General features: G+C 64.0%; 15 protein-coding genes and 1 tRNA gene. 7 read left to right on the top strand and 9 right to left on the bottom strand.

The window, feature by feature from the left end:
* The first annotated feature begins 18 nt into the window (after positions 1–18).
* On the top strand, positions 19–792 hold the full coding sequence (locus tag ACK1U9_RS10850) for an AraC family transcriptional regulator (protein ID WP_085600237.1): 774 nt from the start codon (positions 19–21) through the stop codon (positions 790–792).
* Positions 793–899: 107 nt separating this feature from the next.
* The gene (locus tag ACK1U9_RS10845; protein WP_085600235.1) at positions 900–2,048 is read left to right on the top strand and encodes a M14 family metallopeptidase; all 1,149 of its coding nucleotides are present in this window, start codon (positions 900–902) and stop codon (positions 2,046–2,048) included.
* A gap of 193 nt (positions 2,049–2,241) precedes the next feature.
* Here ACK1U9_RS10845 and ACK1U9_RS10840 read toward each other — a convergent pair whose 3' ends face one another.
* The 7 genes from ACK1U9_RS10840 to ACK1U9_RS10810 all read right to left on the bottom strand — a co-directional run bounded on the left by ACK1U9_RS10840 (position 2,242) and on the right by ACK1U9_RS10810 (position 8,579).
* Positions 2,242–3,210, bottom strand: coding sequence for a Csu type fimbrial protein (locus tag ACK1U9_RS10840; RefSeq protein WP_046615712.1), 969 nt, complete (start codon positions 3,208–3,210; stop codon positions 2,242–2,244).
* The gene (locus tag ACK1U9_RS10835) at positions 3,207–5,504 is read right to left on the bottom strand and encodes a fimbria/pilus outer membrane usher protein (RefSeq protein WP_449109903.1); all 2,298 of its coding nucleotides are present in this window, start codon (positions 5,502–5,504) and stop codon (positions 3,207–3,209) included. The genes ACK1U9_RS10840 and ACK1U9_RS10835 overlap by 4 nt, the downstream gene beginning before the upstream one ends.
* Before the next feature lie 108 nt (positions 5,505–5,612).
* Positions 5,613–6,389 carry a fimbrial biogenesis chaperone gene (locus ACK1U9_RS10830; protein ID WP_046615713.1) on the bottom strand — a complete coding sequence of 259 codons (777 nt, stop codon included), beginning with the start codon at positions 6,387–6,389 and terminating at the stop codon, positions 5,613–5,615.
* Between the two features lie 39 nt (positions 6,390–6,428).
* Positions 6,429–6,932, bottom strand: coding sequence for a Csu type fimbrial protein (locus tag ACK1U9_RS10825; RefSeq protein ID WP_085600230.1), 504 nt, complete (start codon positions 6,930–6,932; stop codon positions 6,429–6,431).
* A 3-nt stretch (positions 6,933–6,935) separates the two neighbouring features.
* Positions 6,936–7,466: a Csu type fimbrial protein gene (locus ACK1U9_RS10820; RefSeq protein WP_108480332.1), complete on the bottom strand. Its 531-nt coding sequence runs from the start codon at positions 7,464–7,466 to the stop codon at positions 6,936–6,938.
* Between the two features lie 18 nt (positions 7,467–7,484).
* A complete protein-coding gene (locus ACK1U9_RS10815; protein WP_046615716.1) occupies positions 7,485–8,021 on the bottom strand; it encodes a Csu type fimbrial protein in 537 nt (178 codons plus the stop codon).
* A gap of 30 nt (positions 8,022–8,051) precedes the next feature.
* Complete coding sequence (locus ACK1U9_RS10810; protein WP_046615717.1) at positions 8,052–8,579, bottom strand: Csu type fimbrial protein; 528 nt, start codon at positions 8,577–8,579, stop codon at positions 8,052–8,054.
* A 263-nt stretch (positions 8,580–8,842) separates the two neighbouring features.
* Here ACK1U9_RS10810 and ACK1U9_RS10805 point away from each other — a divergent pair, with 263 nt between their 5' ends.
* Genes ACK1U9_RS10805 through ACK1U9_RS10795 form a run of 3 tightly spaced genes read left to right on the top strand, consistent with a single transcriptional unit; the run spans position 8,843 to position 13,967 of the window.
* Positions 8,843–11,092: an ATP-binding protein gene (locus ACK1U9_RS10805; RefSeq protein ID WP_108480331.1), complete on the top strand. Its 2,250-nt coding sequence runs from the start codon at positions 8,843–8,845 to the stop codon at positions 11,090–11,092.
* Positions 11,093–11,104: 12 nt separating this feature from the next.
* Positions 11,105–11,566, top strand: coding sequence for a response regulator (locus ACK1U9_RS10800; RefSeq protein ID WP_046615719.1), 462 nt, complete (start codon positions 11,105–11,107; stop codon positions 11,564–11,566).
* 13 nt (positions 11,567–11,579) lie between these two features.
* On the top strand, positions 11,580–13,967 hold the full coding sequence (locus ACK1U9_RS10795; protein WP_108480330.1) for a response regulator: 2,388 nt from the start codon (positions 11,580–11,582) through the stop codon (positions 13,965–13,967).
* A gap of 93 nt (positions 13,968–14,060) precedes the next feature.
* Here the strand turns inward: ACK1U9_RS10795 and ACK1U9_RS10790 are convergent.
* Positions 14,061–14,135, bottom strand: a tRNA-Gln gene (locus ACK1U9_RS10790).
* A gap of 260 nt (positions 14,136–14,395) precedes the next feature.
* On the opposite strand from ACK1U9_RS10790, the gene ACK1U9_RS10785 reads away from it, so the two are divergent.
* Positions 14,396–14,638, top strand: a complete 243-nt coding sequence (locus tag ACK1U9_RS10785; RefSeq protein WP_046615721.1) for a DUF465 domain-containing protein — start codon at positions 14,396–14,398, stop codon at positions 14,636–14,638.
* A gap of 1 nt (position 14,639) precedes the next feature.
* On the opposite strand, the gene ACK1U9_RS10780 is transcribed toward ACK1U9_RS10785, so the two are convergent.
* Entirely contained in the window at positions 14,640–15,065 is a 426-nt protein-coding gene (locus tag ACK1U9_RS10780; RefSeq protein ID WP_046615722.1) for a DUF1810 domain-containing protein, read from the bottom strand.
* Positions 15,066–15,223: 158 nt separating this feature from the next.
* On the opposite strand from ACK1U9_RS10780, the gene zapE reads away from it, so the two are divergent.
* A partial coding sequence (gene zapE / locus ACK1U9_RS10775) for a cell division protein ZapE (RefSeq protein WP_449109887.1) occupies positions 15,224–16,242 on the top strand: 1,019 nt, incomplete at its 3' end.

Raw genomic sequence — 16,242 nt, 5'->3', positions numbered from 1 at the left:
CCCGTACAAGAGGTCGAAATGCTGAAGCCGCAGCACGAATTGCTGGTGGAAGTGGATGAGTGGAGCTGGGAGGTGGGCAGCCGTGCGACGGACTACCCGACCGACTGGTTCATCGAGCCCCACAGCCATGCCAAGCACCAACTGATCTATGCCATAAAAGGCCTGATGATCGTCGAGTCCGGTAACGAACGCTGGACCGTGCCCCCCAGCCGCGGCGTATGGATGCCCTGCGGCCAGGTGCACGCTATACGCTGCGTGGGCGATGTGAAGATGCGCAGTGTGTTCGTGCGCACCGACGCGGCAGTGCAGTTGCCCGTGCAGAGCAAGGCTATCAGCATCTCGCCGTTGCTCAGCGAATTGATCAAGGCTTCCGTAGGCTTTACCGCGCCGTTTGCCGAAGACTCGCGCGAAGCCCGGGTGATGCGCCTGATCCTCGACGAGATCTGCGTGCTGCCGACCATGCCATTGAAGCTGTCGCAGCCCCGCGACAAGCGCCTGCAGGCGATCTGCTCGGCATTGCACCAGCGGCCTGACGATAACGCTACCGTGGCCGACTGGGGCCAGCAGCTGGGGGTCGACGAAAAGACCATCCAACGCCTGTTCCGCAAGGAAACCGGCATGACCTTCGGCCAGTGGCGCCAGCAGGCGCGGCTGATGCAGGCACTGGAGCGGATTGCCCTGGGCGAGCGGATCATCGATGTGGCGGGGACGCTGGGGTATGACAGCCCCAGTGCCTTCGCCAGTATGTTCAAGCGCCAGTTCGGCATCACGCCGAGTCAGTTCTTCAAATAGCCTGTAGGAAACATATGATATCGCCCACGCGTTGCTGATCCCGCACAGCAACCCTGTCAAGCCGTGTACAGTACCCTCACAACAAAGCCCCAGAAGGAGCCCGGTACATGACCGTGACGCTGTCCCCCCTGCAGATCGACTGCGATTTCGACTCCGGCAACATCCAGGTACTGGATGCCAGCAACCCGGCCCGGGTGCACCTGGCCATCCGCCCGGACACCCACAGCGACCACTACCAGTGGTTCCACTTCAAAGTCAGCGGGCTGACGCCGGGCCAGGTCCATCGCTTCAGCCTCGACAACGCCTCCGGCTCTTCCTACAAGAACGCCTGGAGCGGCTACAACGCCGTGGCGTCCTATGACCAGCAAACCTGGTTCCGCGTCCCCAGCCAGTTCGACGGCACGGCGCTGTCGTTCGAGGTGAAGGCCGAACAGCCGCACATCTGGTTCGCCTACTTCGAGCCCTACCCGCGCGCCCGCCACAACCAGTTGATCGAGCGTGCACGGCAACTGCCGGGGGTGGAATTGCTCGCCAGTGGCCGCAGCGTGCAGGGCCGCGACATTCCCCTGCTACGTGCCGGTGATGGTGCCGCAGGCAAGCGCAAGCTGTGGCTGATTGCCCAGCAGCACCCGGGCGAACACATGGCCGAATGGTTCATGGAGGGCGTGATCGACCGCCTGCAGGCCAACGACGCGGTCATACAGCAGTTGCTGGCCAAGGCCGACCTGTACCTGATCCCCAACATGAACCCCGACGGCGCCTTCCTCGGCCACCTGCGCACCAATTTCAAGGGCAAGGACCTCAACCGTGCCTGGCAGGACGCCAGCGTCGAGTTCAGCCCCGAGGTGTTCTTCGCCCAGGCGCAGATGAAGCAATACGGGGTGGATGCGTTCATCGACGTGCATGGCGACGAGGAGATTCCCCACGTGTTCACCGCAGCCTGCGAGGGCAACCCCGGCTACACGCCGCGGCTGGCCAAACTGGAAGAGCAGTTCCGCAGCACCCTGTGCAGCCTGACCCGCGACTTCCAGACCGTGCATGGCTACACCCGCGACGAACCGGGGCAGGCCAACACGACGCTGGCCTGCAATGCGGTGGGGATGGCGCATGACTGCCTGTCGCTGACCCTGGAAATGCCGTTCAAGGACCATGACGACGCGCCGGATGCTGTCACCGGGTGGTCGGGAGCACGCTCGAAAGCGTTGGCCGGGGCGGTGCTGGAGACATTGGCGAAGATGGTTGGCGATTTGCGCTGAGTGAAACGGCCCATCGCCGGCAAGCCGGCTCTCACAGGACTGCACATGACTCATGGAATTAGCAGGCACCCTGTGGGAGCGGCTTTAGCCGCGAACGCCGGCGTAGCCGGTGCCACACACCGCGTTGGATTCTTTGCGGCTAAAGCCGCTCCCACAGGTTACGCGGACCGCCGCCCCCACCAGGTCCCTGCGCTCAGAACTGCACATCCAGAAGCACGCTGTCGGTATAGCTCCCAGCCGGGGGTGTAGCCTGGTCGGTGTAGACCTTGGCGTTGTAGTTGAACACCTGGCTACCGGTGCCGGTACCCGTGCCGGGGTTCACATCGGCATCGGTACTGGCCCGTCGTGCAGCCCCTACCGAACCCCAGCGCACCGCACCGGCGCCCTTGAAAATGTCATAGGCCAGGTAGTTGTTGGCCGCCGACTTCATCCGCCGCCGACCATTGGCCACGTTCTGCCCGTCGTCCAGGCCCACGGTGTAGTTGCTGCCCTTGGTGCACGACACACTCAGGCTCTGGCTTACCGTACCGAACCCCGCCACCACTGGCGCGCTGGCGAAGTTGATACTGGGTGTGGTGATCTGGCAGTCGTTGGTCACCGTCATGCTCACCAGCAGGGTCTTGGTACCGGTGCCCTGGTCTCGCCCTATGCAAAGCCCGCCAACACCAATCCCGTCGCAATAGTCCCAGGTCCACTCGACGGTGAGGGTTTCCTGATACAGCCCCGCCGATACATTGCTGCCTACCTGCGTGCGCATGTAGATGGGCACGTTCTTCGGTGTACCGTTGAGCAACCCGAGCAGGTCGAGGATGCCGGTGGTCCTGAATTCGAAGGCGGTGCCACGGGTAATCGGATAGGTGGTTGTGGCGTCGGCATACAGCGTGTAGGGGATCACATCCCCGGTAGGCCCTACCAGCCCGCTGGTGGTAGAGGTGATCTTGATCTTGAAGGAGTCGGTACTACTGAGCACGCTGATCACCGAGCCGTTGCATTGCAGGCCCGAGTTGGTGCTGGAGGCCGTCTGTACCGTGCTACGTACCTGGGTCGAACTGAGCGAACCAAACGCCGCCGGCGCAGTTACCACTGACGTGCACTTGGCCCAGCCCGAGCCTGCCCACACCAACAAGGCACTTGCCCATAAACCACGCCAGCAGGCCTTCATTTGCATACCAACGGGCCGATCAAGGGGATCGAGCCTTGCGACTCAGGCAGGTCGAACGCCACCTGGCACTTCCCGCCGCCTTCCAGTTCCACCTGCAGGCGGTTATGCGGCGCCAGGTTCTCCAGATACACCAGGCCATCCCAGCCGACCACCGCCTGGCTGCCGCTTTCTGCATGGGTGACACGGCTGCCCAGCTTGAGTACCTGCCGGTCGGTGTCCACCAGTTCGATACTGGCCGCCAGCACACGCCTGAGCGGGAACTCCAGCAAGTAGCCACTGCCCCGGCGTACCGCCACCCGCTGCTCCACTTCCGGTGCGAGGATATCCGGCGGCAAGTCCATGGGGTCGATCTCGTACTTGCCGCGGTAGTAACCGCTGCTGTACGGCACCAGCAGGTGGCCATCGGCATCGGTGCGGCCGACCTCCTGGTTTTCATAGCGCACCGGCACATCGGCGTAACCACCGGTGCTGACCACCACGAAGGCATCGTCGATGCGGTTGGCAGCGAACAGCCCGGCATCCATCCACACCAGCGAGCCACTGGCGTCGGCCCAGCGGGTCATTTCGCCACTGCTGCCATACACACCGGCCTGCAACTGCACCGACTGCAGGCGCCAGGTGGCATCGGCCTGGCGGTAGGCGTCGCGCTCGCTACCGGCGGCGTAGCCGAGGTTGTAACCGACACCACCACCCACTGGCGTCGCGCGGCTGTAGTTGACCCGCTGCAGGGTTTCGCCTTGCTGGCTGCGTTCCATGCCCAGGGCCAAGGTACCGTGCAGGTCGAACGGGATCACCAGTTGCGCCTGCACCGCCCACCGGCTGTCCCCCACTTCACGGTTGGCCGACAGATACACGCTGCTGTTGCCCCACAGCGGCCTGCTGTAGCTCAGGTTGATCAGCCGCGTACGTGTGCCGTCACCGGCGCGCACATCGAAATAGCCGGCGCCAATGTTGCCGTATTCGTTCAGGTTCAGGCTCAACGTGACCTGTTCGCTGCGCTGGCTCAGCTGTATGTCGCGGCTGTCGACCCGGGTCAGATCGGCATAGTCGCCATGGCGTTGCAGGCGCTGGTAGCTGAAACCGATGCGCTGGCTGTTGTACTGGTAGCCGAGGGCGACCTGGTGGCCCTTGTCGCCGTCGAACCGGCTCTGCGCCAGGGCCGCGTTGAGCACGCCGAAGTTGCCCAGCCGCATGTTGCCGCCCAGACCGCCCAGCATCAGCGATTCGGCGCTTTCGGCATGGGTCTCCAGGGTGAAGAGGTCGCTGACCCCGTAGCGCAGGCTGGCCGAGGCAATCCCGGGGCCGTAGGCAAAATCGCGTACCCCGTAGTCACGGCGCAGGCTGCCGGCCGCTACCGAATAGTCCGTCAGGCCCTGCTGCAGCAGGCTGCTGGTGACGTAGAACGGCAAGGTGGTCGACACCTGCCGGCCAAGGGCGTCGGTGGTGACCACCACCGCCTCCCCGGCGCCGTTGATGAACGGCACGTTGGTCAACGTGTAGGGGCCCGGCTGCAATTCGCTGGTGCTGGACTTGTAGCCATTGATGAACAGGTCCAGCGAAGTCGGTACCGCCGCTTCACCGGAGAACGCCGGCAGCGGATAGGTGACCAGGTCGGGGCGCGCAGCGAAATCGCGCGATACCTGCAGGCCGCCAACCCGCACCGAGCTGGTCCAGGGCAAGGCCCCGGTCACAAGGTCCCCGGCTTCGTAGGTCAGCAGGCGCTGCTCGTCGGTGAAGCGCCAGGTGGTGTCGTAGCGCAAGAAGCCCTGGCGCAGGTCATCGGTCGGCGCACCATTGAACGACTGGCGCCACTGCCCGGTGCTGGAGAACGTACCCCAGCTGTCGAACAGGCGCAGTTCGTTCCAGGCCGCCAGGTAGCTGCCGCCGTCATCGGTGTCGTTCAGGTACAGGTCGTAGTTGAACAAGGCGCCGAAACTGCTGCGCGCATCGCTGGCCGGGTACAGGTTGCGGTCGCCCAGCTGCTGGTCGGGCAGCCAGGCCGGCGGCACTTGCAGCAGCAGGCGCTGGTTCTGGCTGTCATAGTCGGCATGCATCCCCCCGATGGCCTCCAGCGCCACCTCGCCCTGCGGGTTGCCCGGCAGCGAGACACCGGCCGCCCGCAACACTTCGCTGTCGATGTACAACTGCCCGGCGCGCTGCTGCACCGGCACCAGCTCAGCCTTGGGCATCTGGTTCACCAGCAGTTCGAGGTACAACGTGGCATCGGCGATGGCGGACAGCTCCGTAGGTGGTGGTGGCAGGTCGTCGCCCAGCACCAGGCCAGGGCCGACCAGGGCAAGCCCCAGGCACCAGCGATGCGTCCTCGCTGTCAGCCACCTCACACACGGTTTCCAACCATTGCCGGGTCCTCCCTGGCCCCTGCGCGGCATTCAGGCGCAGGCTCATTGGCTTTGGCGGATGGCGTCCGCGCTGCTCTGGCCGTTTACCCTCCCTTTCAGCACACTGCCGGCGTTCGGTGCCAACGGTGCCGGCCAGCGCATGCTGGCCCCCGGCAGCACATAACCCAGCAGGCCGTCGGCCAGTGGCTTGCTCTGGCTGCCCTGCTGCACCACCACATCGGTCAGCCGTGCATGCACCGCGCCGGTGTTGCGCAGCTCCACGTACGGTTTGCCCTGCACGGTCACCGCACGCCAGCTGAGTTGCGGCTTGCCGACGCCCTCGGCATTGCGCTTGCCCTCGGGATCGGCTTTGCCCCACAGGCCTTCGCCGTAGACGAACAGGGGTACCGAGTAGCGCATCTGCAGGCGGATCGCCGCGGTAGTGCCGGGCTCGGCCTTGTCGACTGGGATGGCGGGCGGGATTTCGTCGATGATGATGCGATAGGCCTGCTCCTGTCCGACTGGCGAGGGGCTGGTGCGGGTCAGGCGAATCAGTTGCTTCTGCCCGGGGGCGATGTTGGCCACCGGCGGGCTGCCAATGATTTCGCGCTGTGCCTGGTACTGTTCCTGGTAGTCACCCTGGCGCCAGGCGAACACCCGCACCTGCAGGTTGGCCGGTGCGGTACCGCGGTTTTCCAGCCACAGTGCGCCAGCCTTCTGGTCAGCCTCCAGCACCGGGTCGATCGGCCAGATCAGCACCGAGGTGGCCGCCCCGGCTGGCAGGCTCGCCAGCCACAATACTCCGATCAACCCACGCGCCCACTTCGCGCCTGCCCCCATGAAGCTCTCCTTGGATACTGGTCGTTGGTGCCGATGCATTCACCAGGTCACCGTCACTTGCACCACATCGGTGTAGGTCCCTGCCGGCAACGTGCCGGTCAGCTGGACCCGCCCGTACACCGGCAGCTTTATCGCCGTCGGGTCGGTGTAGCTCACGGCCACGCTCTGGCCGATCCCCAGGCTCTGGCTGTATGCCGCGTCCCGGTACAACTGGTAGGCCAGCACCTGTGTGCCGCCCGTGCGCTTGAGGTTGCGTGTGCCACTGGCACTGTTCTGCCCGCCATCAACGCTCATGCTCAACGCCACCCCCGGGGTGCACTGAAAGGTCACCGTGGTGCCGCCCAACGAGGTGTCGAGGCCCCCAGTGGCCAGGGCCGATTGCGAGCCGTAGTCGAGCGTCCCGTAGCTGCTCACGCCGCCCACCACCAGGCACCCGGCGACGATCTGCGCCGTCACCATGAAGCTGCTGGTGGTCGCCGCATCCAGAGGCGCGGCCAGCAGCACGCCGAGGCCACTCAGGCCACATGCCAGCCAGCTACGCATGGCTCAGAACGACAGTTCGACGGACACTGTGTCGGTGTATACCCCTGCCGGCAGGCCGGCCTTGCCGCGCGCCTGGCCATACAGGTTGACGATCTGTGCCGTACCGCTGCTGGTCGGCAAGGTGATGGTGCCGTTGATGGCCAACACCTGCGTGCGCCCGGCATCGGTATAGAAATCATACGGCACGAAGTTGCCGGCGCCATCCGCCAGCGCACGGCTGCCCCCGGCCGACTGGCCATCGTGGACGCCTGCCCCCACGCGGATCACCGGTACCGTGCCAGCCGAGCAGAGAATGCTGATCGCCCCTCCGCCGCCGCCGATCACCTGGGCGTCCGCGCTGGTGAACAGGGCATCGCGAGTACCGAAGTCCAGGGCACCGAAGTTCACCCCAGAAGTGCCCGAGCTGCCATTGACCTGGCACGCTGCGGTCAAGGTCAGCTTCGAGTCGATGGTCCCGGTCGTTGCGGCCTGGGCCTGGGAAGCCAGCATCAGCCCAAGGCCGGTGAGGATGCAGCGTGAAAGGTTCGTTCTCATCGAAGTCTCCTTGCGTTGTTACCAGTCCAGGGTCACCCTCAGGGTGTCACGGTAAAGGCCGGCCGGCAGCGCGCGCGGTTGCGCCACTACCACACCGTAGATGGGGATCGGTATCTGCCGGGTACTGCTGATGGTGAAGGCACGTGCCTGGCCGATGCCGTAGCGGCTGTTACCGCCTGGGTCGATCGCCAGTTGATAGGGGATCAGCTCGCGGCCATTGCTCAACCGCCGTATGCCGTCGCTGCCATTCAGGCCGCCGTTGATGCGCACGTTGAACGCACGCACTTCGGGCGTGCAGCTGATCTGCAGGCTACCCTCGCCGCTCACATCATCAACCCGGCTGCGCAGCGGCTGGTCCCAATACGGACCGCGCTCGCCGAAGTCCATCACCCCGGGGTTACCCACCGTCGCCGGTTGCGTCTCGTTGCTGCTGATCTGGCAAGCGGTGCTGATCACCAGCCGCGCCTGGATGAAACCGGTACTGGTGCCATGCGCGGCACCGCCGGGCACCAGCAGCGGGCCGAGGGAAAGCAGCAGGATCGAGGTACGGTTCATGGCGTCGCGTCCTTGTGCATGGTGGCATCCCTACCAGCTGACGGTGACTTTGAGCAGGTCGGCGTACAGGCCTGCAGGTGGTATCCAGGCCAGCTTGTCGATCCGTGCATACAACGGCAGCTCGACCGAACCGCTGTTTGGCACCCGCGCCGAATGCGCCACATTCACCGCCAGCGGTTCGCGCCAGGCAGCATCGCGGTACAGGCGATACGGGATGAGCCGAGCCGTGTCATCGTCACTGGCCAGAAAGCGCAGCTCGCCGACGCCGCCATGCTGGCCGCCGTCGACGCGAACCTGATAGGGGGTGCCGGGGTTGCATTCCAGGCGTGGCGGGCGCCGGCTCAACAGTGCGCCGGTGAGCGGCGCGCCAGGACCATCCAGCCGTGCAGCAGCGCCCAGGCCGATGCTCCCAAGCGCCTGCGCCCCGGCATCGCGGGGCTGGTTGACCAGCATGCAGCCACGCTGCACCAGCACCCGTACCTCCACCAGGAAGTCCGCCGCCATGACACTGCTACTCAACATGAGGCCCAACAGGGCGGCCAGGTAGCGCTCTGTCACCTAATTATCCTTGTCGATGTCTGCTGACCTGAGCGTAGCAGCGGAGTGGCATCACGCTGCTGGCATCGAGCCATTTTTTTGTATTAGCCAAAAAGCGCTACCACCTGAAAAAAAAGCCGCACGACACAGAACGCATCGCCGGCATTCTCCTCAAATGGCCAAAGGCCGTTATCCGGGCCGATATTCTGTTAGGGTGTATCCCTTTCATCCTGCCTAGACTCATGCGGCATGCATGGAAGGACACGACAGGAGCGTTTTCATAGATGATTGCAGACAGCACGCTCACCCAAGCCCTCGAGCGCTGTGCCCAGGAACCGATCCAGCTGCCTGGCAGCATCCAGCCCCACGGCTTCCTGCTGGTGCTGGACGAAACCGAAATGCGCGTACTCCAGGCCAGTGAAAATATCGAGCATTGGCTTGGCATACCGGCCACTGAACTGGCCGGTTGCGACTTCGCCGAACTGGTCAGCGGTGCCTTCGACCTGCGCCTGCACCTGGCCCGCCTGCCAGAGGATGAGGTCTTTCCGTTCCACATCAGCGATGTCTTCCTGCGCCAGGGCGCGCCTTACCGCGGCAATCTGCACCTGCTGGTGCATCGCCACGACCAGGTGTTGATCGCCGAATTCGAACCCCCTCGCCTGCCAGCGGATCTTGCCGGGCAAGGCGACTACTACCCACTGGTGCGCAGCTTCGTGGGCCGCCTGCACCAAGCCGGCAGCCTCGAGGAACTGCTGCAGCAAACCGTGCTGCAACTCAAGCGCATCACCGGCTTCGGCCGGGTCAAGGCCTACCGCTTCGATGCCGAAGGCAACGGCCAGGTGCTGGCCGAGGTGGCCGACCCGGGGTACCCGAGCTACCTGGGCCTGTGTTTCCCCGCTTCGGACATACCGCGCCAGGCGCGCGAACTGTACCGAATCAACCGCATCCGCGTGATCGAGGACGCCAACTACCAGGCCTCGCCGTTGCTGCCCGCTGCCAACCCGCGCACCGGCAAGCCGCTGGACCTGAGCTTTGCCGCACTGCGCAGCGTGTCGCCAGTGCACCTGCAGTACATGCGTAACATGGGTACCTTGGCATCGATGTCGCTGTCGATCGTGGTCGACGGGCAACTCTGGGGGCTGGTGTCCTGCCACCATGAACAGCCGCGCCCGGTGGACCTGCGCACCCGTACTGCCTGCGAACTGCTGGCCAGTGTGCTGTCGCTGCAGATCGAGTCGCGCGAGTCCCACGCCAACACTCGCCAGTTGCTGGAACTGCGCCAACACATCGTGCGCATGATCTCGTCCATGGCCGACCATGACAGTGTCGGCGACGGCCTGCGCGACTTGCCCGAAGTACTGCTGGCCTTCGCTGGCGCCCAAGGTGCCGCAGTCATTTCCGCCGAGCGTTGCGATCTGATCGGCAAGACCCCTCCGGCCGCGCAGGTAAACGCCTTGGTGCACTGGCTATCCCAGCGTGGTGAAGACAGCGTGTTCCACAGCGACAACCTGCGCCGCGACATTGATGAACTGCCCGAGCTCGCGGCCCATGCCGGCGGTGTGCTGGCAGTGGCCATTTCGCAGATCCACTCGCACTACCTGCTGTGGTTCCGCCCAGAGCAGGTGCGCACGGTGACCTGGGCCGGGCAGCCGAACAAACAGGTCGGGCCACAGGGCAACCTCGACCCGCGGCACAGTTTCGAAAGCTGGCAGGAAAAACTGCGCGGCTACTGCGAACCCTGGCACCCGCTGGTCATCGAAGGCGTGCAAGAGCTGCGCACGGCAGTGCTCGGCATCGTCCTGCGCAAGGCTGAGGAACTGGCCCAGCTGGCCGGCGAGCTGCGCCGCTCGAACAAGGAGCTCGAAGCGTTTTCCTACAGCGTGTCCCATGACCTGCGCGCGCCCCTGCGCCATATTGCCGGTTACTCCGAACTGCTCGGCGAAATAGAGGGCCAGGGCCTCAGCGAGCGTGGCAGGCGTTTTCTGCAACACATCGAGGAAGCCGCGCATTTTGCCGGAAGCCTGGTCGACAACCTGCTCAACTTCTCGCAAATGGGCCGCTCGGCCCTGCGTCTGTCCGAAGTCGACCTCAACGCCCTGGTCGAAGCCATTCGCAGCGAACTTGCGCCCGACTACCAAAACCGCGAAATTGTCTGGGACATCGCCCAGTTGCCCAAGGTGATCGGTGATCCGGCGTTCATCAACATGGCCTTGCACAACCTGCTGGCCAACGCCATCAAATACACACGTGGGCGGACCCCGGCACGCATCGGCATCAGCGCCGTGCAGCACCCGGGCGAAACCGAGATCTGCATTCGCGACAACGGCGTGGGCTTCGACATGGCCTACGCGAACAAACTGTTCGGCGTGTTCCAGCGCCTGCACCGCATGGAAGACTTCGAAGGGACCGGCATCGGCCTGGCCAGTGTCCGTCGTATCATCGAACGCCATGACGGCCGGGTCTGGGCCCACGGCAAGGTTGGCCAGGGAGCCACCTTCCACTTCACCCTCCCGCGCCACCCCGCTAACACCTGAGGCACCGCTACCATGCTCAAACCCATCCTGCTGGTCGAAGACAACCCACGGGACCTGGAGCTGACACTCCTGGCGCTGGAGCGCAGCCAGTTGGCCAACGAGGTCATCGTGCTGCGTGACGGTGCCGAAGCACTCGACTACCTGCTACGGCGCAATGCCTATGCCGAACGTGACGATGGCAACCCCGCCGTATTGCTGCTGGACCTGAAACTGCCAAAGGTCGATGGCCTGGAGGTGCTGAAGGAAGTGCGCGCCACCGCCGAGCTGCGCAGCATCCCGACGGTGATGCTGACGTCCTCGCGCGAGGAGCCCGACCTGCTGCGCGCCTACGAGCTGGGAGTGAACGCGTACGTGGTCAAGCCGGTGGAGTTCAAGGAATTCGTCGCCGCCATTTCCGACCTGGGGATATTCTGGGCGGTACTCAACGAACCGCCACCCGGCTCGCTGCGCCTGACCCGGCGTGGCAGCATCTGAGGTGCCTGCGACGATGCTGCCGACACCGCTCAAACTGCTGATGGTCGAAGACAATTCGATGGACGCCGAGCTGACCCTGATGCGCCTGGAACGCAGCGGGCTGAATGTGCAGGCGCAACTGGTGTTCGACCATGCCGGTGTCGAGCAAGCCCTGCGCGAGTCCAGCCATGACCTGATCCTGTGCGACTGCGTGCTGCCGGGCTCGTCCGGCACCGAAGTGCTGGCCATTGCCCAGCGCCTGGCACCGGATATTCCGTTCATCTTCCTGTCTGGTATCTACGGCGAAGAACATGCGGTGGAAATGATCCGCCTGGGCGCCACCGATTATGTGCTGAAGAAGAACCTGCCGCTGCTGCCCAAGGCCGTACGCCGGGCCCTGACCGAAGTGCAGGAGCGCCAGCGCCGACGCCGCGCCGAAGAAGCCCTGGCCGACGTCGAGGCACGTGCACGCATTGCCATCGATGCTGCTGGCATGGGCACCTGGGACATGCGCCCGCAAGAAGGGCTGTTGTTGTGGGACGACCGCTGCAAGACCCTGTTCGGCCTGCCTGTCGATACCGAAATGACCCTCGACGTGTTTTACGCCGGCATCTACCCTGACGACCTGCCGCAGGTGCGCGAGGCGGTAGAGCACGCCATGTGCCCGGAAAGTGGCGGCGTGTATCGGGTAGAGTTCCGCATCGCCCAACCCGCTGGCCTGGAACCTCGCTGGTTGCTCAGCAGCGGCCAGAGCCAGTTCGTCAACGACCAGTGCGTGCGTTTTTCCGGGGTGCTGCAGGACATCCATGCCCAGCGCCTGGCCAACCAGGCACTGCGTCAGCTCAACGAGATGCTGGGTGAAAGGGTCGAGCGCCGCACTCGCGAACGCGACCGTGCCTGGGAGCTGTCGCAAGACTTGCTGGCCGTGCTCAACAAGGACCTGACCCCAGTCGCGCTGAACCCCGCCTGGGAAGCCAGCCTGGGCTTGTCCCGCGAGCGCCTGAGCCAGTCGTCCTTGCTGCACCTGCTACCCGAGCCCGACCAGGAACTGCTGCTCACCGAACTGGCCGCCCTCGCCCACGGCCGCACCAGCGCCCGCTTTGTCGGGCGTATCCTGGATGCCGGTGGCCAGCAGCGCTGGTTGTCCTGGGTGGTGGTGCCGGAAGACACCCTGCTTTACGTGGTGGCACGCGACATCACCAGCGAACGCGAGGCCGCCCTTGGCCTGGCCGAAGCCAACGCCCGCCTGCGCGAGCAGATCGCCGAACGCGAACGTATCGAGGCCGCGCTGCAGCAGATGCAGCGGCTGGAAGCGGTCGGTCAGCTGACCGCCGGTGTGGCGCACGATTTCAACAACCTGCTGACGGTAATCCTCACCGGCGCCAGCTTCCTCGAGCGCGACCTGGCCAAAGCCGACCTGGAAAAAGCCCGTGCGCGGCTCACGCACATTCGCGAAGCCGGCGAGCGCGGTGCCAAGCTGACCTCGCAGTTGCTGGCTTTCTCCCGTCGCCAGCGCCTGGAGCCGGTGGCGCTGAACCTCAACAGCACCTTGGCCGGCCTGGAAGAATTACTGCGCCGCACCTTGGGCGGCAATGTCTCGGTGCGCCTGGACCTGGAACCAACCCTGTGGCAGGCGCTGACAGACCCGACCCAGACCGAAATGATCATTCTCAACCTGGCGATCAACGCCCGCGATGCCATGCCCGACGGCGGCCAACTGACGCTGTCGACCCGCAACACGCTGATCGACGCCCGCCCACAGCGCCCGGAAGACCCGGACCCTGGCGAGTACGTGATGCTGAGCATCCGCGATACCGGCTGCGGCATGAGCGAAGAGGTGCTGGCCAAGGTGTTCGAGCCGTTCTTCACCACCAAGGATATCGGCAAAGGCTCGGGCCTGGGCCTGGCCCAGGTGTTCGGCTTCGCCAAACAGTCCGGGGGTGGCGTACGTATCGACACCACGCCGGGGCGTGGTACGCAGGTGGCCGTGTACCTGCCGGCAGTCAAAAGTGAAGCCGTCAACGAACCGATGCCATCGCTGCTCAGCCACTCGATAAGCGAAAGCGGCCGTAATCGCACCGTGCTGCTGGTGGATGACGACCATCTGGTACGGGACATGCTCGGTGATGTGTTGCGCCAGTACGGCTACCAGGTGCGCCAGGCGCACAGTGGCGAACAAGCCTTGGCCTTGCTGGATGAGCAGATCGACCTGCTACTGAGCGATTTCGCCATGCCCGAGTTCAATGGTGCGCAACTGGCACTAGCGGCACGCGAGCGGTACCCGCACCTGCCGGTGGTGCTTCTTACCGGTTATGCAGAATTGCAGGGGTTGGAGCTGCCGGGCAGCCTGGTGATCCAGAAGCCGGTACAGGCCGACGAACTGGCCCGCTTGCTGAACGAAATGCTTGGAACTGCCAGGTGACCGAACAGAGCCCCTGGCAAAACCTGCAGAAACGACAAAGCCCAGCGCTTGTCTTTCCAAGCACCGGACCGAGATACGTTTGAAGCAAGAAAATGGCAGGGGCGGCTGGATTCGAACCAACGCATGGCAGGATCAAAACCTGCTGCCTTACCGCTTGGCGACGCCCCTGTATCGGATGCAGCGCTTGCTGCTCTGACAATTCCAACTGAGTGACAACTGGGTTGTTGTCTTGGAATGCGCGGCACTTTAACAACAAACTTTGGGTCTGTGAACCCCCTGATGAAAAAAAATTACCAAAAAACAGCGAGTTAGTCATTTTTGCGGTTGGCATGGTGACCATCCGTCGTTTTCCGCCCGCTTGGCTTCAACACAATCGCTTTCCTCCCTTCCAATCAGATGAGCCATCTGTATTGACCAAGGAGGACCCCATGCCTGTCTCCCACGACCTTTATCAGGACTTGCACTACCCGCGCGAAATCGTCCAGCAACGCCGTCAGCAGGACAAGGCACTGGATCGGCTGCTGGACGAATACATGGACATCGACAACCAGGTGCTGGCCGCCGAGTCGATCTCGGCGGGCAACTTCGAGGATGAAGACCTGCGCCGCCTGAAAGAACGTCGGCTGGCAGTGAAGTACATGATCGAGCGCCAACTGGAGCACAAGGGTTGAATCAACCCTGCAACATGGCCAGGGTCAGGGCGTCCGGCTCACCATCGTAGAACTGCACCAACGCCAGCTGGAACAGCGGGTTGCCGGGCGCTGCCTTGGCGAACAGGGTCAGGCACGAGCGCAACTTGAGGTGGTCGGGGCTGCCGAGCATTTCACGGGCGCTCTTGTCGCTGTGCTGCAGCAGCGCAGTCACGCAAGCCTCCAGGCGTGGGCCAAGCAGCGGATGAGCAAGGTAGGCACGGGCCTCGTCGATACCGGCCAGCGCATAGCGTTCGGCCATGGCGCTGTGGCCCAGGCCATCGACCTGCGGGAACACGTACCACATCCAGTGGCTGCGCTTGCGCCCGGTCTGCAGCTCCTGCATCACCTGGTCATACACAGGGTTCTGCGCCTCGACGAAACGCTGTAGATCATGGTCGGCGTGCATGCTAGTCCCTCCTCGAACCGATGCCAGCCTTTACTGTACGCCTGCATGGCAAACCTATCTCGTCAGGCGATGATTGCCACGCAATTTCTGTATTGGTCAAAATGGCCGCCCTCGGGCAAGCTGCACACTGCCCCGCCATCGCCCAAGGAGCTTTGCTTTTGCCTGCCTGGATCCCTACCTCGCTACGTCAGCTTGGCCAACGCCTGCGCGGCGCCGCCGCCAACCAGAGTGAACTGCTCGGCTGGTTCGAGGACAAGGCGCACAGCCGCGGTTACCAGCTCAGCGACGGCCAACGCCGGGTGATCCACTGCATGGCCGAACAACTGGCGCAGCTCGAACAAGGCCAGCCTCGCAGCTTGTACCTTTACGGTTCGGTAGGCCGGGGCAAAAGCTGGCTGCTCGATGGCTTTTTCCAGGCCGTGCCGGTGCAAGCCAAGCTGCGTCTGCATTTCCATGACTTCTTCGCCCGCCTGCACCAGGGCATGCACCGCCACCGGGCGCTGGACGACGCATTGGGAGCGACCCTCGACGAACTGGTAGGCGATTGCAGGGTGCTGTGCTTTGACGAATTCCATGTGCACGACATTGGCGATGCCATGCTGCTCACCCGGCTGTTCAATGCATTGTTCAGCCGTGGCGTGTTCCTGCTGGTGACGTCCAACTATGCACCTGAAGGGCTGCTGCCCAACCCGCTGTACCACGAGCGCTTCCTGCCGGTGATCCGCCTGATCAACAGCGCGATGGAAGTGCTGGAAGTGAGTGGCGATACCGATTTCCGCAGCCTGCCGGCCAACCGCGAGCATCAGCGCTTTACCCGGGGCCATTATGTATGGCCGGGCAACGCAGCGCAGCGCCAGGCGTTGAATGTGCCCGAGCCGCAGCCGGTAATGCTGGAAGTGAACAAGCGCCCGCTGCGCGCGCTGGCCGTTGATGGCCGGCGGATTGTGCTTGGCTTTGACGACCTGTGCGAAAAGGCCACGGCAGTTATCGACTACCTGGTGTTGGCCGGGCAGTACGATGAGTGGATCATCGATGGGCTGGATGACTTGTCGGAATGTTCGCTGGCGGCGCAACAACGTTTCGTCAACCTGGTGGATGTGCTTTATGACCAGGATCGGCAGGTGCTGGTGATCGGCAAGCGGCCACTGGAAGAAAGCCTGGGCGGGCCGCTTGCCGA

The sequence above is a fragment of the Pseudomonas sp. XP1 genome (assembly GCF_053557675.1).
Note: the sequence above shows the minus strand (reverse complement) of the source record. Positions and strands in the feature narration are given on the sequence as shown.